The organism is Salinispira sp. (assembly GCF_059431795.1).
In genome coordinates this window covers 13,271-37,648 of sequence record NZ_JBXWXS010000031.1, presented here as the reverse complement: position 1 = coordinate 37,648, position 24,378 = coordinate 13,271, and the positions used below count along the sequence as shown (strand labels likewise).

At 51.4% G+C, this 24,378-nt stretch carries 18 protein-coding genes; 2 read left to right on the top strand and 16 right to left on the bottom strand.

Translation table 11 applies throughout. The features are described 5' to 3' along the window. Positions 1 to 20: 20 nt before the first annotated feature. From AC52PS_RS10050 to AC52PS_RS10015, 8 genes are all read right to left on the bottom strand, one after another. Positions 21 to 1,037 carry a flagellar filament outer layer protein FlaA gene (locus tag AC52PS_RS10050; protein ID WP_495562933.1) on the bottom strand — a complete coding sequence of 339 codons (1,017 nt, stop codon included), beginning with the start codon at positions 1,035 to 1,037 and terminating at the stop codon, positions 21 to 23. 139 nt (positions 1,038 to 1,176) lie between these two features. Beyond that, complete coding sequence (locus AC52PS_RS10045; protein WP_495562932.1) at positions 1,177 to 1,632, bottom strand: GerMN domain-containing protein; 456 nt, start codon at positions 1,630 to 1,632, stop codon at positions 1,177 to 1,179. A 37-nt stretch (positions 1,633 to 1,669) separates the two neighbouring features. Beyond that, entirely contained in the window at positions 1,670 to 2,713 is a 1,044-nt protein-coding gene (locus AC52PS_RS10040; protein ID WP_495562931.1) for an N-acetylmuramoyl-L-alanine amidase family protein, read from the bottom strand. 1 nt (position 2,714) lies between these two features. Further along, on the bottom strand, positions 2,715 to 4,511 hold the full coding sequence (locus AC52PS_RS10035) for an ATP-grasp domain-containing protein (RefSeq protein ID WP_495562930.1): 1,797 nt from the start codon (positions 4,509 to 4,511) through the stop codon (positions 2,715 to 2,717). A 16-nt stretch (positions 4,512 to 4,527) separates the two neighbouring features. After that, a complete protein-coding gene (locus AC52PS_RS10030; RefSeq protein ID WP_495562929.1) occupies positions 4,528 to 6,471 on the bottom strand; it encodes a methyltransferase domain-containing protein in 1,944 nt (647 codons plus the stop codon). Positions 6,472 to 6,473: 2 nt separating this feature from the next. Further along, positions 6,474 to 7,316, bottom strand: coding sequence for a cytidylyltransferase domain-containing protein (locus AC52PS_RS10025; RefSeq protein WP_495562928.1), 843 nt, complete (start codon positions 7,314 to 7,316; stop codon positions 6,474 to 6,476). Then, on the bottom strand, positions 7,306 to 8,211 hold the full coding sequence (locus AC52PS_RS10020) for a hypothetical protein (protein ID WP_495562927.1): 906 nt from the start codon (positions 8,209 to 8,211) through the stop codon (positions 7,306 to 7,308). Before AC52PS_RS10020 ends, AC52PS_RS10025 begins: the two co-directional genes overlap by 11 nt. A 55-nt stretch (positions 8,212 to 8,266) precedes the next feature. Further along, complete coding sequence (locus tag AC52PS_RS10015) at positions 8,267 to 9,796, bottom strand: spiro-SPASM protein (protein ID WP_495562926.1); 1,530 nt, start codon at positions 9,794 to 9,796, stop codon at positions 8,267 to 8,269. A 201-nt stretch (positions 9,797 to 9,997) separates the two neighbouring features. Between AC52PS_RS10015 and xseA the strand changes: the two genes are divergently transcribed. Together xseA and xseB are read left to right on the top strand one after the other, a co-directional pair. Then, entirely contained in the window at positions 9,998 to 11,233 is a 1,236-nt protein-coding gene (xseA, locus tag AC52PS_RS10010) for an exodeoxyribonuclease VII large subunit (RefSeq protein WP_495562925.1), read from the top strand. After that, a complete protein-coding gene (xseB, locus tag AC52PS_RS10005) occupies positions 11,230 to 11,481 on the top strand; it encodes an exodeoxyribonuclease VII small subunit (protein ID WP_495562924.1) in 252 nt (83 codons plus the stop codon). Before xseA ends, xseB begins: the two co-directional genes overlap by 4 nt. Positions 11,482 to 11,515: 34 nt before the next feature. On the opposite strand, the gene AC52PS_RS10000 is transcribed toward xseB, so the two are convergent. From AC52PS_RS10000 to AC52PS_RS09965, 8 genes are all read right to left on the bottom strand, one after another. Next, positions 11,516 to 11,959: a DUF192 domain-containing protein gene (locus tag AC52PS_RS10000; RefSeq protein ID WP_495562923.1), complete on the bottom strand. Its 444-nt coding sequence runs from the start codon at positions 11,957 to 11,959 to the stop codon at positions 11,516 to 11,518. A 50-nt stretch (positions 11,960 to 12,009) separates the two neighbouring features. Next, positions 12,010 to 12,654, bottom strand: coding sequence for a hypothetical protein (locus AC52PS_RS09995; RefSeq protein WP_495562922.1), 645 nt, complete (start codon positions 12,652 to 12,654; stop codon positions 12,010 to 12,012). Positions 12,655 to 12,664: 10 nt separating this feature from the next. Continuing rightward, complete coding sequence (locus AC52PS_RS09990) at positions 12,665 to 13,186, bottom strand: cyclic nucleotide-binding domain-containing protein (RefSeq protein ID WP_495562921.1); 522 nt, start codon at positions 13,184 to 13,186, stop codon at positions 12,665 to 12,667. Further along, the gene (locus AC52PS_RS09985) at positions 13,183 to 14,388 is read right to left on the bottom strand and encodes an ion channel (RefSeq protein ID WP_495562920.1); all 1,206 of its coding nucleotides are present in this window, start codon (positions 14,386 to 14,388) and stop codon (positions 13,183 to 13,185) included. The genes AC52PS_RS09990 and AC52PS_RS09985 overlap by 4 nt, the downstream gene beginning before the upstream one ends. Before the next feature lie 49 nt (positions 14,389 to 14,437). Further along, positions 14,438 to 14,785 (bottom strand): zinc ribbon domain-containing protein, encoded by a 348-nt coding sequence (locus tag AC52PS_RS09980; protein ID WP_495562919.1) that lies wholly within the window; start codon positions 14,783 to 14,785, stop codon positions 14,438 to 14,440. Between the two features lie 11 nt (positions 14,786 to 14,796). Next, complete coding sequence (locus AC52PS_RS09975; protein ID WP_495562918.1) at positions 14,797 to 15,774, bottom strand: hypothetical protein; 978 nt, start codon at positions 15,772 to 15,774, stop codon at positions 14,797 to 14,799. 155 nt (positions 15,775 to 15,929) lie between these two features. Further along, on the bottom strand, positions 15,930 to 20,789 hold the full coding sequence (locus AC52PS_RS09970; RefSeq protein ID WP_495562917.1) for a SpoIIE family protein phosphatase: 4,860 nt from the start codon (positions 20,787 to 20,789) through the stop codon (positions 15,930 to 15,932). A gap of 26 nt (positions 20,790 to 20,815) precedes the next feature. Continuing rightward, on the bottom strand, positions 20,816 to 24,289 hold the full coding sequence (locus AC52PS_RS09965; protein WP_495562916.1) for a hypothetical protein: 3,474 nt from the start codon (positions 24,287 to 24,289) through the stop codon (positions 20,816 to 20,818). Positions 24,290 to 24,378: the final 89 nt, after the last annotated feature.

The following is a 24,378-nucleotide window of genomic DNA, read 5'->3' as shown; positions in this document are numbered from 1 at the left end:
TACAGTATGTGAATGTGAACTTACTGCTGTTCGTCTGCGCCTTCACGATCGGCGGGATTATCCATTTTCTGGCTTTCAAGATAGCGCAGAACCTGGATATTACCAAGCCGTTCAACTTCCGCATTGCGCCGGGATTCTTCGCGCTGCTGGAGGATTCCCCATATAGCTTCATCATCGATATCGCGTTCGAGTGTAAGAACCGCTTTGTCGTACACAACGCTCACATCCTTAATGTAGGTTACGAAGTCGCCGCCTTCCTGGGCTGCATCACGATATACTCGAAAACCTACAAGTTTTACCATAGGCGCGAGTTTAGGATACAGAGGATATGTTGTAAGCTCCCTGTTCCGTACTTCTTCGATATATGCAGGATTACTCCAGGTCATTGTTCTCCATCCGTCGAAATCTAAATACCCGAGAAAGTATTCCCGTTCCCGATTTTCATGATCCTTAAGAATTACGCTGAATCCCTGAGGAAAATTCAGACCGTGAACATTCACAGAAATACTTTTTACAACAGCTACATTTTTCAATACTCCATATCCATCGTACTGTTCGCCCTGACCCTCATCAGCAGGATCTACAGAGAGCGTACCGTCGGCATTTACTGTTTTCACATCAGAATACGCCGGGATTTCGAAAGGAGGCTGAACTATACCCCATGCATTGAATGGTTCGGTGGGAAAATGGATTCGCACACCGAGTGTTGTTTCGCCGGGGTACTGTACAGCATCGTCCCGCACGGGGGCTGCAGCTGTATAGGACCTGGACTGGTTTCCAACAGAACGTGCTGAAGAGTTCAGAATAACTTCCCAGTTTTCCACGTATAGTGAAGTTTTCATCTGAGCCTTTTCTTCTTCTGTGAAACTTGACCCTGCGGCAGTGCTGAAGTCTATCAGTGTAGCTTCATTCTGTACGGGATTATCCGCGGGATAATCTGCAGTCAGGGTGTTAAAATCAATCAGTGTCGCTTCCTCGGCAAACACGAACGTGCCTGCGATTATTGCTACCAGAATAAGAATGAAGAACCTTTTCATTCTGCGCTCCTTTATTTTCAAGCCTTATTCGATGTACTCGCTCTATCAAATTATATCTATACCCATTTCTTTGTCAAATCTTTTTACTGAATTCCCGGGAGTTCATGGAAAAATCATGGAGAAAAGGCCTGAGATACGACTATTCGCCCATCGCCGGTGCAGTATAGGGCGGAATATAGGGTTCCTGCCCCTCCAGAAGAAATAAAACCCGCCGCACCGCAGGAAAATTCAATTTGATTCCGTCCTCTAAAATCTTAAATGATTGTTCCAGGGTCAGGGCTTTTCCGGGAATGCGTTTCATGGCATTCCTGTCCAGGTCCACCACCAGTTCTCCGCCACCGGGGAAGAAGACTGAACGGACCGATGTATCTCTGAGGAAAATATGATAGTTGCGGATATTGGCGGGGCCGAGAATACTTTCTTCTATATATTGCTCAATTCTCTGACGCCGTCCGGTTTCCCTTGGAAGGGTTCTGTATTCGGCAATCACCCTTCCCTCCACTGCATCGGGGAAATAGAGAATCACCTTTTCATGTTGGAAGTTGGATACGCCATAGAGGAGCACTGAAAGGAAAAATAGCGCGATAATCGCCATGAGCCATTTATGGTCTGTATAGAGACTGTTTTTTATTTTATTGAGATACACTTTCAAAATCCTGGATAAAATCGGTTACGCCATTATAGATTCCCTTGCTGATGTTCTGCAAGTAGAGGGGATTATTCAGCAGTTCAACCTCCTCAGAATTAGTCACAAATCCCACTTCCACCAGAACCGACGGCATGTGCGCCTTTCGCACCACATACCAGTCCATCTCTTTTAAGCCCCGGGATGTGGTATATCCGCCCAGTTCGGCAAGCATTCCCCGTTCAATATTCTGAGCAAGAATGATGCTCTCCACCGTGTATTCCTCTTCAAGAATGCTGTTCAGAATGGGGAGCACCGATGTGTTGTCCGAATCCACATCTCCCGGCTCCAGCAACTGTCTTCGGTATTCAGGAGGAAGATACCACACTTCAATGCCTTTCGCCCGGGAACTCAGTGCCGCGTTCGCATGAATGCTGATAAAGACAATCTTTTCATCCGGCCCGCTGCTTAACCCGTTTGCCAAGGCGGTTCGCTGTTCCAGGGTTAGATACCTGTCGTCCTCCCGGGAAATGACGATCTCCTTGTCGGGATAGCGGTCGCCAAGGCGTCTGGCAAGATCTGCGGCCACCTCCAACACGATATTCTTCTCATATATTGGATCACCATTGGCAAGGGTGCCGATGGTTCCCGGGTCCTTGCCGCCATGTCCGGGGTCAATAAAAATGGTGGAGATTTCTCTTTGATCACCGGATTCCGGATTCACAAACAGCGCTTGAATCTGGTCGGCCGTGCTTCGGGGAAAATAGAGTCTTCCGTCCTGGAAATATGGAGGATTGATTACCGAAGTATCGAGGAAATTATGGGTCATCAGAGGGACATCCGGCATAAACGTGAGAACTTCATCTCCTCTCCAAATCATGCCCCGGTTCAAAATATCATCCCAATACAGATCCAGTTCATTATCGTTCAGCAGCTTCTCCAGAGAAACATCTGCATGAACTGCAACGGCAGGCAAAAGAAGAAGAATGCACCCCGCTAAGAAAAAGCCGAGGATGGTTTGATTATGGAAAGAGCCAGGTAACCACTGCACATCAGCCTCTTGGGGAGTCTTTGAACTCTTGAATGATCTTCCGGATAGCTTCATCAATACTAATGTCGGTAGAATCTCCCTGATTTTGAGAGTTCTCTGCATCCAGATAGTAACAAAGCCCCTGATACCCTGCTCTTAGAAGGACGAACAGCATTTCAGGATTCCGGGAGGCATCCCCTCCAGCCTCCCAGCGGAAATCAGGAATTATACGTGCGCTGTCCTGCAATGAGTTGAGAATGCTTCGATAGTTCCAGTCTTTCCCTTCATAATTCAGATAGGGCGCAGGTATATTAAACTTCCATTTTCCCGGCAACTGCTCTGCGGGGCGGTGAAGTTGAGATTTCCGGTTCCCCGAATCGTACTCATGCAGAAAGGTCTTTAAAAGTTCTGGATACGCAGGGGGGAAATCACTGCGCAGAATACTCTGAAGTTCCCGGAAACTTACCGGTTGCAGCCTGAAAAGATATGCGGTGACTCCCGCCTCCGCAAGTTGGGCGGATGTTGCAGCTTCAGGGCCGGTGGATTCCCGACAAATAATATTTCCGCATTTTTCCACATTATTTCTGGGAAATTGCAATACGTCCCCGGGCCGTACCGTGATGAAGTGAAACTCCCCTGCTTCTTCCCGGGAACCGGGAGCAGCGCCCGCAGGGATAACTCGCCGGTCAAATATCACATCTTTCAGCCTGCCGGGAATTGAGATAATTCCCCGCTCGGACACTCTAAAATCGCTGGCCGGGGTAAAATAGCCCGAGTATGTCCCGGGATTCTCGCCCAGTGCCATGAGTACGGCACCCACGGCGGGATGGACAGCGCTGTGAAGGGGATAGGTCCAGCCGGACATATATCCTCCGGATAGACGAGCTGCAACTTCACCGATCACAGGTCCCCTGGAAGTCATAAAAATATCCCCTTTGGCAGCACCCCGGGTGATCCCTAGGGCCTTAGCGGCCCGGAAGAGAATGGAAAACATGGCATCTGCTTCATCTTCATTCAGTCCGCTGGGAAAATCGTGTCCCCGCTCGATGTAGTATGGAGGGTAATCAATGTTTCTCCGGGCAACACCCATGGGCATCGTGGTATTATCGAAAATCAGTGAATCGAGACTATACTCGACGCCCTGAATCTCTTCCTCCAGTACCACTGTGGAGCCGGGGGAATATTCCAGCGCTTGTGCGGCTGCAGGGGCAATATCCTTATGTGAACTAATCCGCCGTACGCCCCGGGCGCCCATATTATCTCCCGGTTTTATAACCAGGGGATATTTAAGCCCCTCCCGCCGGATTTCCCCCAGCAAGCGGTCGGCGATCTCTTGGGGTGTGCGAACCTCAGCCTCTTCGACCGTCACAGAAACGAAGCCCGGGCAGGCGATATTATGTTCATGAAGCACCCTGCGCATCCGGTCCTTTCTGCTGGCGTTCAGAGCCGCCTCATACGGGATTCCCGGAAGGTTGAAGGCCTGCGCCACCCATGCAACCGAAGCGGAGAAATCGGTTCCCACAGTGAGCACCCCGTCCAGCCCTCCACGGTCTTTGATCTCGGCTGCGGCACCGGTGAGCCCCTGCAGGTCTTTAAGGTCAATATGAAAAAAACCGCTGGAACTTCCTGCACCGGGAGCATGGGGGTTTCCGTCGGCAATGAACAGCTCAAGCCCCATGGCCTGGGCAATATGGATGGCCGGCAGCTGCATTGTGTTGGCTCCAAGAAACAACAGGCGCCGTCCCCGGGGGGAATCGGCTTTCCAGGATTCAACAAAGGATCTGGTTCGTTCATTCAGAGCAAGATCAGGGTGATACATAGTACCTCACAGGCGGTTAATCTTCTTCGGGGATATTGATGAAATAGGCTTCGAAGCTGTCGCCCAGATCCAGAGCCCTGCTCACACTCATGCTCATTCCCCTCAGCCAATGATGAGAGAAGGGTGCAGGGAATCGCTCAGGATGATGACCGGTTGAACGGCTTTCAGCGAGCATAAGGCCGTACATATTGCCCAGCTCATCGGCCTGCCGGGGATTCCAGACGGTAAAATGATCCTCCGGACCGTTCTGAAGAAACCCGGAGAGATCCCGGCGGCCGCTGATTCCCCGATTGCTGGGAGTGGAAAAAGCAAATATCCCCCCAGGCTTCAATATCTTCCGAATCCAGACAAGAATGTCGCGCAATTCTGAAAAATGTTCAATCACATACCACATGGTAACCACGGAAAACGCGTTTTCTTCATACTGCCGTCGGAATTCCGGATCGGATATGTCGCCGCTTGCCGCAGGAATTTGGAGCGTATTCTGTACATATTCAACCGCCGCAGGACTGATATCTATTCCCTGGCAGGAAAAGCCATCCTCCCTGGCCGCCTGGAGAAACGGACCGTAGGCACAACCGATATCCAGAAGGGAGGGCTGTTCGTTCTGGATAGACAGATGCTTCCGGATGTACTTCAGCCGTTGGGCTCCCATATTCTGAATGTGTTGAAAATCCTCCATGTAGGTTTTTCCATACTGTGCCTTATATTGGCTGAAGAAATAGCTTTCATCGTAGTCGAAGCTGTCTGCCGTGACCCGAAAAAGATACACCGTTCCGCATCGGGAGCAGGCGGAATAACTCCGGTTTTCTGCTCTGGAAATTACCGGATTTGGACCGCTGTTGCCGCAGCATGGACAACAGGAATTTCCCTGAGGTCGGATGGAGCGAACCCGTTCCCCAAGAGATGAGGCCGGGATTGCGCATACCCGTTCAACCTGGGATACAAGCTGTCGAGCCAGCTCCGGGTATTGCAGCTGATCCACGGCGGTTCCCAGGCTATCCGGCTGCACCGAAAGAAACCCCGAGAGCAGAGATAGTCTTCGGTGGTAATCTGATGCATCCACGATGAGAACCGGTAATCCGCTGAATTGGGCCTCCCAGGCACTGAGACCGTAGGAGCAAATCATCAATTCGTAGCCGGAGAACCGGGACGTCAAGTCTTCCACCGGTTTCATCCAGCTCCAGCCGTCCGGAAGTTCCGGGAGTATGGAGTTCGACAGCCTGCGGGGAAAAATGATATTTCCAGAGACGGAGCGTAAAAATTTATGTTCTTTGAGAAGGTCAACAAAACGGGCAGTGAGTTGTCCGGGATCGCTTCCTCCGAAACTGACCAGGACGCTGTTTACCCGTATCAGGTTGCCGGAAGCGGAGGATCTTACCTGATTTCCGGATGCCTCAGCCGCGATTTTCGGGGTCAGTGAGGTTTGTCCCCCATCGGTTGGCCGGGGACGGAGCATTCCCGGATCATACAGGTTTGAAGCCTCCCCTTCGCGACTCCCGCTCATACCGCTCATAGCGCTCATACCGCTAAGACCGGGAATCGGGGGAAGCGGAGGGTATGCGGATCTCTGGTCTTTGAAATATTTGCGATGATGGTAGGTTCCGGGATACGGCAGGCTATCCAGAAGATAGTCTGCGTACATCCGTCCTTCGCCGCCAAGATCTATTGCCGCAACCGGAGCCAGTGCTTTCAACTCCATGAGACGGGAATATTCTATGAAGGGCATATCGATTACATAGAATAGCGGAGCCGAACCATGGGCAGTATTCAGATCTCCGGTCAACCGGCACTCTTTCAGCAGGGGAAACTGCTCCAAAAGGCCTTGCTGCATTTCCGATGGAATGAAAACGGAACTGTTGCCGATCTCCATATGGAGCCTGATGATTCGTACCAGGTGGCCGCTTCCGTTACGAAGCTCCAGTGCGGGAACGAGGATTATCTGCTTTTCTTTTTCCATGTTCAGACCGCCAGTGAATAAATGCTCTTGAGAATGGAAGGAAGTTCAGGAAGAGCATCCATCTCGTGGCTGTGGAACAGACTGCTGAGATATCGGTAATCTTCCCGGGTATCCAGAGTCAGTCGGAGTTCAGCCCCCTGAAACTCCCGTGGAGCAGTAACGGTGCGGATCGTAAATATATGCGGATGATTATAGATATAGGGACATACATGCTCATGGTCATAGGGATCCACAGAATCAACAAAAGCCTGCTCAAGTGCGGCGCTTGCCACCGATTCAACTCCACAACCGTAGGGAATTCCGCTGTGGGCAAGATAATCCGCCGGATCGTCCGGGAATTGGCCTATTCCGGAGGCAGTTTCCGGGACGGTGGATTGCTGCTGCCCGGATTGCTGCTGCCCGGTTTTATGCCGAGGCCCGGATTGCTGATGCCCGGATTCCTGATGCCCGGATTTATGCCGGGGCCCGGGTGCTCCATTGGGGAAATCTAGTAACAGATTTGCGAGCCTGTAGCTCACCAGGGGATTGTCGGCGGTTGCCCGTATAATTCTATCTACAGCAAAATGCCGGGCTGCAAACACATAGCGGGCAAGCACATCTTCTGCAGGTCCTTCGAAACACTCCCAGCCGGGAACGGAAGCACAAATTTTATTGATAACGGAATAGCTATGGCTGTCTGTGAGCACCGCATGCACGTCGGTATTCACCAGAGAAAGCCGGCGCATGGCATGTTCCAGTACCGTGCGGCCCTGGAGATCCAGCAGTATTTTGTGAGGCAGGCGGCTTGAGCCCAGGCGTGCCTGGAGAAAAACTCCGGTACGCATATTCGGATAATTAGAAAACATGATGTTCTCCCCATAGTTCGATCATTTGACGGACATCCCAACGGAAATTATAGCGGTGTTCCCGAACCCATTTTCGCAGACGTCTGAACTGATCCAAAGCCTGAAACACACCAATTCTCCCGGCACGATAAAAGGGCCAAAATTTCCCCCAGGGGAGTTCAGCCCGGTCTCCGGTATATCTGACAGCAAGGGTTTTCAGATAAAATCTCAGATAATCCTCATCGGGCGTACTTTCCTCGGCGGAGATGGTTTCCAGATACTGAAAGCGCAGAGCATTGAGAGACACGAAGCGCTCCCCCCATAATCTGCTGCGGTATCCGAATTCCAGTTTTTGCCAATGCTGATTTGTCAGCTCTTCATCATAGCCGCCGCTTCGTATAAAGCGTTGTCTGTTATACACACCACAGTAGTCGGCTGCCAACAGGCTCTCCTGCTCCCGGCCGTCGGGAAGAATACCCAGGGGTTCCCGAAAGGTGAGGCTCTTCATTGAAGGATTTCCTGCGGGAACAAAGAGGCTTGGAACAGGATTTCCCTTGGAATCTTTCAGCAGGGGTAAAAAGCAAAGCACCGAGGGATCAAGGCCGCGAAACGCGCTTTCAGAGAGGTGAAGCTCCATATCGTTCCAAATAACGCATACCAAATCCCGTTTGGCCTCTCCCATGCTGATATTTATCAAACTTCCTGCAGAAGCGGTGTCGTAGTACATTTCACGGGGAAAAAGCACAATGCGCAGATGGGGGAATTCTGAAGTGAGATCATCCAGGGGGAGTGAAGCATCCCGGGGCATTACAACTATGGTATCTGCGATTTTTTTTGCAGCCAGACGGCGGATATCTTCCACCCGCTGGTATTTCCGGCCCCTAATCAGCTGTATTACCGAGATATTATAATTCATGGAATTGTCACGCCCCGCCGGGCCCCGGCCCAAAACCGTGTAATTCCTTGAAGAGTTAAAAGTTGAAGGTATACCACTCATCACATTTTCGGCACACTTCCGGCAGATCATGTTCCAGATGCCGGAGATACAGATGCCTGCCTGCCTCCCAAATACTGTTCATATTGTCGGTATACACATTGCCGAAATTGAATGTTTCCTCGCCGGGAATAATAGCATGGTTCAGGCAGGCAAAGACCGAACCATCCAATCTGATGTACAGCTCCCGTTTCAGATGCCAGCATTCATGCCGATTCAGGGGTGAAAGATCCGTTACCTTTCTGTCCGGCATGGTTTGGGAGAAATCGGTATATTTCTGAATAATCACCTGGATATGTTTCTCCTTCCAGTGGTTGTAAAAGGTCATCAGATGCTCTTCGTTTTCCTTCATCCGAACTGCCTGTACAAAAAATCCGCAGCTCAATTCCCGGCTTGCATGATCGATGAATCCCATGGCCTCTTCATACCCGCCGCCTCTCAGGGATGTATACAGCTGAGGATCCACCGCATCCAAACAGACAATCAGATTTAGCGAGTGTGGGGGGATCTCCTGCAAAGCCTGGAGGGCCTGGGGCGTCCAACCGATTCCGGAGGTTTCAATTACGAAAGTTACGGCTCCGGCGTATGCGGCCATTGTCCGCAGGATCGCCGGGAAATCACTGTGAACAGATGGCTCATGACGGGGCCCGATGGTGATAACCGGATCCTCCACAACATCAAGAATTGCATCCAGAATACGGCTGAAATTACCGTTGCTGAGCTCCCCTGTGTTCTTTGGGCCTGGAGGAAGATAGGAAGGAATATGTTTCGGACTTTCAAGTATTTCGATGAGAATATGGGCCGGAAGACTCCGGTAGGAAGCACGGTTTTTCTCAATAATGCTGCATAGCATGTCTGCCGGAGTACCCGAATCTATGGAGGAACTCAGCGAATCGCATACCATGGAGTTCAGGGAGCGGTCCCTGTACAGCTCCAGCCTGAGCATGCGCAGATCTGAAGGTGAAACCACCGTTTCTATGTCGTAGGCGTTGAAATCCTTGAGAATTACATTGAAAAATCCGTCCCGAGTGAGGGCAGCACCCCCGGCATCGTGGAGCAGCTTGGGAAAGATTTCCGCACTGACCAGCACCCCGGAAACTCCTCCGGGAAAGCCCTCGGCGAACACATATTCGCTGAGGTAGGTTTCATGCAGCTTAAGGATTTCTCCGTTCACCTGGAGATTCAGAAACGCCGCGTCCGCCCAGAAGTGAAAAATTACCGGAGGAAGCTCTTCTGTGTCCGGATTGTACCCCGCCCCCACCTCACTCTGAAGGACCTGAAGCAGGGACTCCATGTCGGGGGTATGCTCGGGCTGTCCGTTTGCGGTTTTTTTCTTAGAACCCCGGGGCAATGCTGCTATGCGCAGACTCACCTCTTCCATGGCGGAAATGAAATCTGAGAATTCCCGAATTTCTGCCTGTTCCCTTTCGCTCCGGGAGGCTTCAGAAGAGCAGATGAGAAGAAAATCGGAACTCACTGAAGCATGGGTTCCGCTAAAGCTCTTCAAGAAAGATGCGAGCTCCTGCAAATGAGAAGTTTGCAGTTTTTGGGTTCGCTGATGGGAGAAGTTTACAACGGGGAAGACCCTCTGAGCCGGGCCGGAATGTTTCATCACAGACCTTCCTCTATCGATTTTTTCGTACAGATATGCGTCAATGGTTATCAAAAATCTTTGATTTTTGAATATGCCTCATGTATCATACCCGCAATGAATGAAACTGTACAACGGCCGTACACGGTCTCACAACTCACCAGGGAAATCAAGCTGATGCTTGAAGGCTCATATCCTCAGATTCTTCTTGAAGGGGAGATCAGTAATTTCCGGCCCGCTTCCAGCGGGCATTGGTATTTCAGCATAAAGGATGAAGACGCGATGATTCAGGCCGTAATGTTCCGGGGCGCCCAGCGTTCTGTGAGCATGGTACCCTCTGACGGCCAGATGGTGAAAGTCCGGGGGAATATTTCGGTCTACGCCAAACGGGGGAATTATCAGATCATCTGTTCCTCCCTCGAGGCCTCAGGAGAGGGGCGTATTCTCCAGATGCTTGAGGAACGGAAGCGCAGCCTGGCATCTGAAGGCTTGTTTAATCCGGAACACAAGAAGGCCCTTCCGGGTTTTCCCCGGCGGGTCGCAGTCCTTAGTTCCGAGTCGGGAGCTGCAGTGAGGGATATTATCAGGGTAATCCGTCGGCGGGCACCCTGGATGGATGTGGTGGTGATTAACATTCCTGTACAGGGGGAAAAAGCCCCGGAGACCATATGCCGGCAGCTGCAGATGGCCGATCAACATAAGCTCGGAGATGTGATCATTATCGGGCGGGGCGGAGGAAGCCTGGAGGATCTTCTGCCCTTCAGCGATGAAGAGGTGGTTCGCCGGATTCACGCCTGTTCAATCCCGGTAATATCCGCAGTGGGACATGAAATTGACTGGGCGCTGTCCGATTTTGCCGCCGATATGAGAGCGCCCACTCCTTCGGCTGCGGCGGAGATGCTGTGTGTGAACGGCGAGGAACTTCGCAGCCGGGTCCTCAGCGCCGGCAGGGTGATTATCCAGTCATTCGGCGAATTGCGGCGGAGAATGATCATTGCCCTGAAACCCTTCCGCCCCGAACTTCTGGAAGACAGTTTCCGACGACTCACCCAACCCCATCAGCTTGCACTGGACGATAACCGGGAACGGCTTCTGGAAGGGATGGGGCGATATCTTGAAAGGAGAAAAAGCCGCCTGCAAAGTGCATTCCGGGAGTTGAACGCCTGTGACCCCTATGATGTACTGAACCGGGGATATGCCATCGTCAGGGACAGCCGGAAGGGTGTGGTATCCGGTATTGATGCATTGCATACCGGCAGCGATATTAGGATTCAATTCCGGGATGGGACCGCGGAAGCAGATGTCCGGAACACCAAGATGAGAGATCTTAACACTACAGAGGAACATACATGAAATCTTTTGAACAGCGGCTTGAGCGCCTGGAACAGATAAGTAACACTATTCGCACCGGTGAAGTTGAACTCCAGGAAGCTACCAGATTATTTGAAGAAGGTATAGAACTGGCAAAGGGGCTTGAGAAAGAGCTGGCCTCGGTTGAGGGAAAAATCGAAAAGCTGGTGAAGGCCCCGGCCGGGAAGGATGAGCCGGCGGTTCTGGATCTGTTTCCCGAACTGGATAATTTTACCGGAGAAGAAGAGTAGCCGATTCAGCTGAATTTTTGTTGTCGGGAGAGGGTCAGTTCAAGGGAATGGTGGACAAATCCACCCTGTCTCCAGGGAAAATACCATTTTCGTCGAAGCCTCCCTGTCTCACTTCCAAGGCGTATTGCACAGGAGCGGAACTTGGCACCGAGGCTTCGCTGAGGGCTTCCATATCCAGAATATCGATAATTACCCCGTCGGAATCTATATAGGCGATGCTTAGATCGATGTAGGTGTTTTTCATCCAGAACGAAAGCTGTTGCGGTTCATCGAAAATAAAAAGCATTCCCTTGTCGGGATCCAGCTCCCGACGATACATGAGCCCCTGTGCACGCTCCTCCAGTGTTTGGGCGAGTTCCACCTGAAACAATGTGTCTCCCACTTTGAGCGGATAGTAGATCTGATCTTCTCCGGAGCAGGAAATGGATACCACTGTAATTAATACAAGGGTTGCTGCTGCGCCGATTCCTCTTTTCATGATTTATCTCCCGGGTAATGGTTCTGTTTCTTCAGCACATTCTGCTCCATCTAAAAATTGTCCAGGAACAGCTCGCGGGAGAATTCCCCCATGCTCTCCTCTGCGGCACCGGCTTCGCGAATCCGGTTAAACGCCTGCATATCGATATATTTAACCGACAGAGGTTTTTCCAACACCATCCGAATCCCATCTCCGTTCCAGTAGCTGAGCCGGGGGTCAAGATAGTCAGGATCACCGTATTTCTGTGTGAGATCCCGAAACATGGTAAAATAGTCCATCTGCTCGATGTCGATGTTTAGGGTAATGGAGAACAAGCGTTCTTCATGAAACTGGAACACTCCTGACTCCATAAAGCCCCGCCCCTCTGTACGGATAAGCGCCTGATTACTGGAGGGACTGAGACGTATATCGGGGTCGCCCCGGTAATCGAATTGACGGTTGGTTTCAAGACGCTGTTTCAGCTCTTCCAGGTCGCTCCCCAGCAGGAGATCGGTAAATCCTCTGGGAAGGGGACGAGATTCCTTTTCTGGATTTTCCCCGGGGGAGGGGGAATCTTCCCCGGGTTCCGCTTCTTCCCCTTGTGTATCCCCTTGAGCTTCCCCTTCCTGTGCACCGAGCATTACCGGGAACAGGAGAGCAAAAAGCATGAGACAGATGCAAAACAACAGTTGGAGCCGTTTTCCGGTTGAGTTCATGCAGTGCTCCCTAGGTTCTGGAGAGGGCGATGCTCAATGCGGTGGTGAGCTTGAGCACATCTTCATTGCCCTTTCGGACATTCCTGCTTAAGACCTGGGAAATTCGTCTGAGCATTTTCAATCCCACCGCCGGATGCTGATCGCAGATATCATCAAAGTCTTCCTTATTGATTTCCAACAGAAGACAGTCGGTTGATGCGGTCACATTGGCGCTCCGGGTGGATTCTTCTATGAGAGCCATTTCGCCGAAAAAAGAAACTACGTTCGAATCCAGCTTAATCATGGACTTTTCTACGTTTTCAAATCCCTTACGGTCAATTTTCAATGTGAGTGACTTGGTGATATCCACAACTCCGTTAACGAAGAAATACATGGTATTGCCCATGCTGCCCTCTTCCATTATTACCATACCTGCCGGGGCTTCCACCCTGCGGGTACGGTCGATTACAATCTTCAGCTCTTCCTCATCCAGATCTTTCAGGATGTTTATCTTTTTCAGCGTCTGGAATTCAGACCGGTTCACCTTTGTCATTCCAGACCTCCTATGACGAAGGCCGAATCATCAGGATGAATCTTATAGCCGGGATCGGGATTTACATTGATCTGAAGAGTCACTTCCTGTTCATTTTCAAGATTGATCTCCGCTTCGGTGAATTTCTTTTTAATAAACGCGTCTATGCCTGAGGAATCTTCGCTGAGAATATCAACAAGACTCATGGATTTTTCTTCACTGAGCACCCCGATGCAAATCCCTTTGTCTTCCTGCAGATATGTCATGGCGAAATCTTTAAAGCTTTTTCCGGAAAATGAGACCGGGATGGGTGCAAGATGGAGCCTCTTGCTTGAATTAGGATCCAGGAGCTCTTTCAATAATCCGGGAATACCATGCATCACCGTACTATTGCTGATAATATGTCTGAGAATTTCATCTCCAAAAATAATCTCATCCACCTGAGCCCGCTGAAGATGGGTGGCATTCTGATCATGAATAACCTGGGCGCTGAGAGTAAGTTCGGGATTAATGCTTTTCACCGCCAGTGCAGAGAGAATGGTTTTATCATCCGCTGCAAGGAATGATTTCCCCCCCGATTCATCGGGGATAATAATGCAGCTTCGGGCTGCCAATATGTTTCCCCTGCGGAGGATAATTTCACTTGCGATATCCCCCCGGACAAATTTCATGTCCAGGTCCGGAAACCCCACCCGCAGTTCATCAAATGCTTCGGGGGTCATTTCGTTAATAAGGGCAACCCGTAGATCTTCCTGTTGAAAGCGTGCAATCAGGGATTCGATAAGCCCCCGGGCATATCGGTTCCATCCGAGAATAACTATGTGATCCTTATAATTAATATCCTGCAAACCTTTACCCTCCCGTATTTTCCGTTCAACATAGATGGAAGCGATAGTACCGGACAAAATGCTGGTAATTACCACTCCGGTGAGCATCATGAGCACCGCAAGAAGCCGGGCCGGAATAGAGGCCGGCGCATAGTCCCCGTAACCCACAGTGGTGAGGGTCACGATACCCCACCAGAGGGCATCAAGGGGAGAATCATAGCTCTCAACATCCATGAACCGTTCGGTGAAAAATACCAGGATGCCTCCGAAGATCACCACTGCGAAGAATACCATGAGCAGGGAGAACAGACGCTCCCTGCGGAAGTCGAGAAACAATCCGCGGACCGTCTGAAAAAAAGCTTTGAGATCTATGATTTTTCGATTCCGTCCCGCCATTTTATCCGTCGGCTCCTTCCGTTGCTCAAAGTGTAATGGAAAATCGCGTTTAGCGGGTGATCATGTAGACGATTACCAGGCCTACGAATGCCGCCAAGAACACCGCTCCCATGAGGGCAAACACCCAATCGGGTATGGGACTGGAGGATTTTCGTAGATATCCCGGTGTCTTTTTTCGTGATTCACTGAGCTCCACATCTTCGTATACCGCTTCAATCTTACCATGACCACTGTACCCGCATTGGGGACAGCCCATAATAAAATGTTCCGCCGGTCCCTGATAATCACATTCGGGGCATCTGACCTGAGAGAAGAATTTTCCGCAATGGGGGCATACCTTATCTCTGGCTTTTACTTCCTTACCACAATGCTCGCAGAAAAAATGAACCTTTGACACATCCCCCCCTTTTACCGGGATATCAACCCTGCGGCAGGTATACTGGCGTACATAAATTCCTCATATACCTGACCATCGGTGAATCCGGTGCTGATGTCAAAACTGCCCTGGCTGCCGCCCTCAAGACTCCGGGTAATCTCACCGGGAAGCATCTCGCGGGTTATGTGAAACTCAAGAAAAAACTCTCCACGCCGGTAGCTCCCGGCAATTTCGGCAGATCCGTCCTGCCCCCACAATACGACATGACCGCTGCTCCCTGCAACCGGAACTTCAATGGTGTAGCTGTTGCGGATATTCCCCCTGCGGTCTGAATAGAAATACAGAATGAAACTCATGCCGTCCACAATCTGCTGGTGGGTGGTAAACATGCCATACAGTCCCAAATCGTCGGAGCTGAACTTGACTCTGTCCAGACCTGTGCCGCCCCGGGATACAAACAGGGAATCTTCGGCTGGAATTGCGGTATTGGTACCCGGACTCTCACGCCGGATTCGCAGGGGAACTGCGTCGGCTTTGAAGCGCAGCGTATCGGAAATTTGAATCCAGTCCACCACCCGACCGTCGATTTTTTGACTTCCGGTTCCCGGCAGGGCATCATCCATGCTGCTGACAGTAACCAGTCCACCGGATTCATCCCTGACAAAATGGGAAGAATCCAGCTGAAACAGTTTTCCCGCCGAGTTCGCCGGTATCCGCATGAGAATCAGAGGATGACGGAGACTTCCGCTGAGGTGCACATACCCTGTAATAAGACTCTCCTGACGGTAGGAGGGCACCATCCGGGAGATTCCCCCGGCGGGAATGGCTACTGTGCTCCCTGCATTTTGACGAATCAGGCCGGGCAGATTCAGCGGAGCTTCCTGGAGCTGCCGAAACTGCCGGGAATCTGTGGGCAGAGAAATAATATAGGCCGTTCCTTCGCTGGTATTTACAATGCCCGCATTCCCGGACTGGGCGGAGAGGGGCGCCATTGCTGTCAGCGCTGCCAAGACGAGTAAGAACGGGGCCAGGCACATCCTTCGACTCTGGGGATGATTATACACTCGGGTATTCGATACTGCAGTTTTTTGTGTCATAGACGTTTTTTTCGCAGACATTTTCGTCATAGACATTTTCCAATTCATGAGACATTCCATAGACTCCCCTATTTTTTCTCCACCGCCAGAATGGTCAAATCGTCATACTGAGAATCCTCTTTAATATGACTGAAACGCTGATACAGACTGTTTTCGTCGGTTTCCAGCGGATGATTAAAATATCGGCTGTACTGGAGGAAATACTTCTTTAGAAATTCATCGATTTTCTTATCCACATTAATCCGGTCTTCATGGGTTAGACCTGGAACGGGAACCAGACGGAACACCTTTTCCACAGACATGAGAGCAAGAATCAGATTTTCCAGATTTGATTCCATGGCGGTGAAATCGAAGAGAAGATCCTCTTCTCCGGCGGGATTTCGAAATTTGGTAAGCCGGTACATCTGGCGGTTCATTACCGCTTCCACCACATCGTGGATACGGGGGATGCTGAAAGATTCCCCGAGACCGTCTTCATCCTGCCCCATAATAAAGGGTTTCATTTCCTCTTCCAGGGCATCCATCGCTTTCTTCCCTTCTTCACCACTGAAATCATCGGCCTTGTACACGCTCCAGTCTTCATAGCGGAGATAGCGCCGGGCTTCCTCGTACCCGTCGGTGAACAGAAGCATTATATCGCCTTTTTCCAGGCGGGCTGTTTCTTCAGGGAATTCGATGGGCATTCCCATGACCCGTTCGCTCACCGCCCCTGCAGCCGGGGTTTGCTTCAGCTGGATCTGGACCACCTTCTTCTGACTTCGCCGGTAGAGGTGAACTATGTTGTCTCCGGCATTGCAGAAGGTGATCTCACCGCTTTTCTCATCCAGGGTGAGCATATTGAATGCGGCGAATTTCCCCTTAAACTCACGGGCGTAGATAATCTCATTGATATTGGTTGCCAGCTGGGATAACCGGGCCCCGCTTTGAACCTTCTGCTTCAGAGCATGGGCTATCCGGCGCTCCCTCAGCTGTTTATCCTGCCAGCTGTCGAAATGCTGGAGGAAGAGGGTGGCAACGGTCACCATAATCAGGGCCGCCTCGATATCTTTGCCGGAAACATCACACTTAATCATGGCGTACTTCCGGTCATCTATCTTTTGATAATAATAGTAGTCTCCGGATACCCCTTTGGCACCCTCGTAATAGCCGAAAAACTCAACTTCATCGGTAATTTCGTGCCGGGTGGTGGCTTTGGTTTTTGCATCATGGGGGTTTGGGTCCAGGGTAATAAACATCTTCTGGACGTCTTTACCCATCATCACCGATTCATTGGCTGCTTCTGCTTTAATGAGACCGGCGGTCATCTGGTTGATGGTTTCCGACAGAAAGTTCAGTTCGTCCCGGGTTTTCACCACGATGGGAGCCCCTTTCAGATCCGACTTCTTTTCCGTATCGCGGATGCGTTCCACGCCGGCTACCAGCTGCTTAATAGGATTGACGGTAATGGAAGCCAAGAGAAGGGCCCCGGCAATACCCGCCGCAACGGCGATGGCGGCAAAGATTCCCACCTGAATAAGAATCGTACGCCGTGTGCTTTGAATTTGGCTGTTAATGGACTCGGTGGAAATTCCCAGTCTGATGGTTCCCTGGTACTCCGCGGAAAAATCATTCTCTATCCAGTACACCGGGTAATAGAAGGTATAATACTGGGAATCCAGATCGTAATTCTGAACACTGAATGAAGGTTCGCTGCGGATTTGCGCTTCCTGCTCAAGTTCGGATGAGAGTCTGTCCAGTAGAATATCTTCCTGATTCAGCAGCTGCTGAAATTCCTCATCACTGGCACCGGAACGGGCTTCCTGAAGACTCTGTAAATCATCAATAATCTGCCCCAGTTCGGGATCGTCCAGGGAATCATTGAAATCGGGAATTACCTGATTCACAATTTCCTCACTCACCGAATCCCGGATCCGCAGACGTCCGGCGATCAGATTCTCAGCCTGGGGTTCGGTGCTCCGAATAAAATATTCATCATTCTGATATACTTCGGTGATGCGGCTGAGGTACTCGTTCTGCTGCTCCTCGTCCATGAACAGTAAATCATCTGTGGTTGCCCAGATAAATTCCCGGCTGTCCTGGTCCAACTGCACGTCATTGGGTCTGGAGGTGATGGTTACGTATTCGATCTCGGACATGGCTGATACCTGGTTGGTCAAATCCCCCAGGCCCCGAATAATATTCAACGCGCTGGAGTCATCCAATACTCCGGCGGCACCGGTGGAAAGACTGCGGATCATCACCTCAATTCTGTCTTCCAGTCCCTGGGCAAGGGTTTCCTGCTGATTGGTGAGAATAAATGTGCTCAGAGGAAGGGAAACCACGGCAACCACGGCGATAACCAGAATGAGCATAAATATGGTGAACTTGGCTCTCAAGCCCATGCCCTGCTTTTGCATTGTAGAAACTTTTTCCTCCAAGTCCCTGGATGACGGGCTCTGACTGCCCTCAATGAGAGCCAGTACTTCCTGCTGAATTGCCCTGTTATCCCGTATTATCGACCGCATCCTGATCAGACTTATGATAATCACAAATATCAGCAGAGGTATTATAAGTATAACAGAGATCTGCATGGCTGAAAGCCTGCGTACTTGCTCACCTATTACCGATACCTCCGGCGGGGGATTCAGTTCATAGCGCCCCAGCTTCACCGCACCGCTGGCATCCAGTGCCAGACTTCTGGAGTAAAAATACCAGCCCCGATCCTCATGGAACAGACCGATCTGATAATCACCGGTACTCACGTCTCTGAGTGAAATACCGCTGATCCTCCGGTCCGAAACTATGCGGTAATCGCCGTCGGAAAGCAGCAGCTCGTAATCCCAGGGCGCAGCTCCGTCCCGGTCGAAGACAATTCGGGAAATTCTGCCGTTGGCGGTGTATCCCCTGCCCTGGAATTCAAGGAGTTTCTCACCCAAAATATTCTCATCCAGGGTGATCAGATTCAGGAGGGTCACCGGCACGTATTTATTCATCCTGATCAGCGTCACCCCGGTTTCGCCGGTATTGCCCACCCGGTCTATGGCTCTCACCGCCAGAGCCCACAAACCGTTGTCTTCATTGGACAGCTGCAAGCGATTTTCCTCACGGAAAATGGACACACGGTTTGCAAAGTTTTCCCTAACCCTCCGGGTAATTTCTTCAGGATTTACCAGTTCCAGGTCCGACTCACCGATATATTCAAGTCTGAGCTGGTATCCTGCAAGGTCGTCGGCTTCACTTTCTCTCCACGGCAGGGTGATGCTATTGGATTCCAGATATCCCTCATCGTCCACCGGGAAGGGGGGGAATTCCACTTTTCCCGGAGGTTCCAGATCCAGTTCATAGGATACTCGGCTGATTTGGGAACGGTTTCCTGCCCCGTCCCGGGCGCTGATGAAGAGATTCCAGGGGCCATGACGGTCGGCGTTCAGGATAATATTTCCGGTAAGCCCCACCGATTGAAGATCCCTCAGCTCCGCCCGATCCTCTTGAGTCCAAAGGTATGAAATGGAACGAATTCCTGCGGGATCATCTGGAAGTTGAATATCGAATGCAAGCTCCCGTATGTTATCCGGTACACCGGGCTGAAAGTTCAGCGGCCGGGCAATCGGCGGTTCAACAAACTGGTCCGGTTCACGGTATACCAGGGAGCCGGGGCCGCCCTCCTGCAAATTTCGACGAAGCCAGATAATATGAAGCCTTCCGTTGTGTTCGGCAAACCGGGGGAAGACCCCTGAAAACCCTTCGGTGAGTTCGTATGTATCCCAGTCGGGGATGTCCCGCCCGGCAAGATAAACCCGGCTTTGCCCCAGAGGATCATAGTAGAACAGCACATACTCTTCACCCCGGAAAAGAATATGCCGGGGCGCTCCGGAAGCCCGGTTTTCCGGGCTGATATATACATTCCGCCGGTTCCGCTCGACCCGTACAAGGCCGGAACGATCCAGACGGGAAAGGCTTATACGGGCATTCAACCCCAGGCGGTTTCGCTCATAGAGCAGCACCGGCAGACCGTCTTCACCCAGGGAGAGCCGGGGATTCTGGTTGGTGTAATTCTGGTACACAATGGAACTGTTATTGCTGTCTTCAAAGTCCACAAAGTCGGTAATATTGAGCGGTTCGCTCCATGTAAGAGCGTTATCCTGGCTCACCATACTGTACAGCTGATTATATGCCCCGAATTCTGCGGAGATATTTCTGGCTTCATACACGAGATATTCCCGCTCCCCTGTATCCAGAAATGCGGGGTTGAAAATCTGTCGCTGGTTATCCGGGGTATTCAGTGTTTGAAGACCGCTCCATCCCCCTGAGGAACTTCGCAGACTGTATACAATATTAAACACTTCGGTGGCGATTACCGCATCCTGGGAAAGACGCTGGCTTCTTTGGGAAAGGAAGAGGATAAACCCTTCGTCCCGGGGGCGGAGCACGGGATTTACAACCGTGCTGCCGGACCTGATCTCTTCCTCAAGACGGAAGGATTGTCCCCGGCGGGCGTGATACAGCTCCACGTCATTCTCAGATACGGTAACGGCCGCCGCAATCTCATTTTCCCCCACAGCCACTGCGTATACCGGGGGAATTGAGTCGCTCTCCAGAGGGATCTCCTCCCGGATGAACTGCTCTTCGGACCACTGTCTGCCGTCTTCGCTGGTAATATATGCTACGGAAATGCTTCGCCCTTCTCCGCCCAGAACCCGCTGATAGAAAAGGTAGAGTTTATTGTCGAAAGAAATAAGTTCCGGAACCCTGACATCCGCCTGAAGTACCTGCCGTGGCGGCTCTAAATAAATACGGGTATTGCCCACCTCCTGGGCGCACAGCCCCCCCGGTGCACTGAGAATTGTCAGCAGTACCGCCAGAAGGGGAAGCAAGACCCCGGAAGGAGGAAAAATCCTGTGTGGATGCCCATAATCTGTACCGATATACCCTTTCCGTTCCCGCCGCATATGAATATTCAGTATATTCTCCCCGCCTAGTTTAATGGAAGACCGAGGCTGATATAAATTTCTTCCCGAAGTTCACGAAGGGGCGGATAGCGGCGGTTCTCTTCATCCTGCCATAAGTCGTCAACAATATTTCTGGCTCGAATCTGACGGTTATTCACATACCAGTCTGTGGTCGCCTGTTCCAGAAGCGAACTATCCACCGAGGAGAGACTCACCGTGGTGGGACGTCCCAGCTCATAGAGAATATCATCGATGAGATTCCCAGCCTGAAGGTTGGCCGGATACACCTGCTGAGCGTCTTCCGCCAGAGCCAGAGCATCCTCAAGTCGGTTCACCGCCTGCTGCTCACTTCCTGCAGCCGCTGCGCTGGTATAGAGCTGACGGGCCTGGGCAAGGAGGTTCTCAGAACGGTTCCTGTTTGCTACTTCCTGAGGAGATTCACGAATTCCCAAATCCACTTCCAGCTGCCGGATGGCCGATGTAATCCGGGGATCCCCGGGGGAGATCTCATCCAGGGCCTCCAGACGGGTCAGGGATACTTCCCGAAACTGTTGAAGACTTTGTCCCGGCTCGGTGTTTTCTTCCCGGACATCCTGGAGAATCTCATCCACCTGTTCATTAAAATAGCTTTCAAAGTCTTCAGGATTCTGCAAACGCTGAAGTTCCAGGCGCAGCAGCTCGGCCTGAAAGTTTGACGGCTTCAGCTGGGTGACGCTCACCAGGTTCGATTCCGCAGAGCTGATATTCCGCCTGAGAGCCTGGTCGTCTCCCCGTCCTGCTGCTTCTCTGGCCCGGGATACTGCTGAAGACGCCAGATTCAGGTAGGAACTCACAGTTGGATACAAGGGGTCGGTTTCGTTGAGCTCCCGCTCCTGTGCAAGGCTGTTGGCGGCGACAATTAATTCCTCCAAATATTCAATGGAAGGATCGGGTTCGTCGGGACTGATTATCTCATGGTATTCTGTGGCATCCGCAAGGAAGTTGAGAGCCGGTGCATAATCGCCGTCATCATAGCTTGCTTTGGCACTGGCCAGGGCTTCTCGTTTTCTGTCCGTACTAATTCTCACAAGCAGATCCCCAATCTCCTGGCCAAGTTCATCGCGTATGTTCTCCCGTTCCCGGCGAACTGTCGGATCATCCTGTATGGCCAGGGAATCGTCGTAGCTTTCTATCATCAGGTCGAACTGACTCTGAGCCTGTTCGTATTGGCTGTTAGCTATTGCCGAACGGGTCTGTTGTTCGGCGACACGGGCATCCTGAAGCAGATCCGAAGCTTCCTCCACCTGGCGGGCAGCGATGCTGATCTTCGGTTCTACCTGGGATATCTCTTCCCGGGCCTGGTCAATAACATTGGAGGAAATATTTTGCAGCTGCTCCAATTCAGCTGCATTCCGGACAAAATCGGGACTGGATGCGATTTGGGCATTGATATCCAGGGATATATTCACAATATTTTCCAGCTCATCCAGGGAATCGGTATACGCCTGAAGGGCTTCCCCGGGATAGTAATAGACAAGCCCGTTTTCCTGCTCGACCCCTTCAAGACGACGGTCGGCCTCATCGATCTGATCCACCGCCGAAGCAAGACGCTCAGGGGCATTCTCCTGGAGGAACACCAGGTAATCGTTGAAATACCCGGTTATCGCAGTCTCAAGCCCTGAGACAATCCCAGCCCTGTCGCTGCTGTGCTGGTCCGCAGCATCGGAGACAAGGACGGAGACCTGCTCGGGAACCTGTTCAAAAAGCTGCTGGGGAAGCTGGTTAAGGGATGAAAGAAAGGGTTCACTGAACTCTCCCACCCGACTCAAAATATCCAGACCCGAGTTATAGGCAGCCAACGCGTCCTGGGCTGAAAGGGGAGTCAATTCATTAAGCCGGCGGTAGTCCAGTGCAAGTGATGCAAGAGCTCCCCTTCCCTGAAGGCGCTGATGGTTGATCAGCAAAGCGGCCGCATCCCTTACATCTTCCGGGGGGACATACTGCATGTTTCCGCTTGTGAGCTGAAAGACGGCGGTATCGTCTTCACCGCTGTATATCTGCCAGATCTGAAAGGCGAAAATTCCTAAATCTCTGAGCGGGATCAGGCTCTGTTCTACGCTGTCATATTCTTCGGTTTCGTACAGGGCATCGCTTTGGGCAGCGTACTCCTGAATCCTGGGAAGGATCAAATCGAACACAAGGTTTTTCTGCTCTCGGATATAGCGCTCCGCCGATCCCCGGATCCCTTCGTTATCGAACTGAGCGGGACCGTCTATGAACTGCTGCAGATACAGAAGGTATTCGGAATCTTCACCGGGACCGGCCTGGGATACATTGCCGGAAAAAATTTCCCTTAACTCCCGAGAGCGTCGGGCGGACTCCCTCAGCCGGTCTCTTAAAGCCGCCTGGGAGCGTAAATCTTCATAAAGTGCGGCCACCGATTCTTCACTGCGGTACACTCCCGACTCCAGAGCAGAAGCCTGCTGGCCGGCTTCGCCCTGCTGATCATTGTCCAAAGCTCCATCTTCCCCCTGCTCGACTTCAGCGTTCTCAGCTTCCGGTTGAACGCCTGCATCAATCACTGACTGGTTCTCCAACGGAAGCGAAGCGCGTAAAGCCCCGGAGGATTCGGAGGGAAACAAACGGTTAAAATCGTTGCCGAACAGTGCAATACTCTGCCCTGTTTCATCCGCCTGGCTGATGTAGGAACGGCTGGTTTCGGTGACGCTTGAAATAAAATTATCAACCTGATTCAAATAGAGAACTGCAGGGCCGGTTGCAAGAAACTCTTCCCGCTGAAGATCGAAACTCCGGGAATAAAACCCCTTTTCATCTATATCATCGATAGTGAGATACCGGTCTATGGCTGCCAGGTATTCACCCTGAAGGATCAGATCGTGAGCCTGTTCGATGATCCGGTCCCGATACCCCCGGTCCACCGCCAGCTTTACCCGGGACTTGTTATCCGCAATCTGCCGGGCGGTTCCCGGATCGGGATCGGGAAACAGGGATTCCATCCGGCTGATAATTGCAAGGGCTTCTTCTTCATCAAACGGATCGTCGGGATCATTGGGATCTTTCCGCAGTTCCGCCAGAAGGCCGTTCAGGAGGGTATTGTACTCGCTGCGTACATTCCGTATTACCCCAATCTTTTGCTCAGCCTCATCGAAGCGCTGGGGATGAAAAGCCATAACCTGGGTAAGCATTTCGATGGAGGCATTATATTCTTTGGCCTGAAACAGGGCATCGGCAAGCAGCATTCGTACATCGGCAATTTCAGAATCGGAGCGGTCGGGCTGGGTGATAAATTCTTCAAGAAGCTCCCGGAGAATGCGGGAGGCTTCCCTGCCATTTTCCACCTGCTGATTTTCCTCAAGATTCCGCTCCCGCAACAGAGAGCGGGCCTGACCGTAACGCTCTTCGGACACACCTCCCGCGTACAGGAATCCCGGGACTCTAAGGGCGAACAGAGTGAGAAGAATGAGAAATATCAGCTTCTTAGAGCCTGCACACAGATTCAAAACCTCCAATTGGATGAAACCGGCATCTTACTTTGTAAATCGGAAGATTCGCATAGAAACTTACCGATATCATCGCTATAATATCAAAT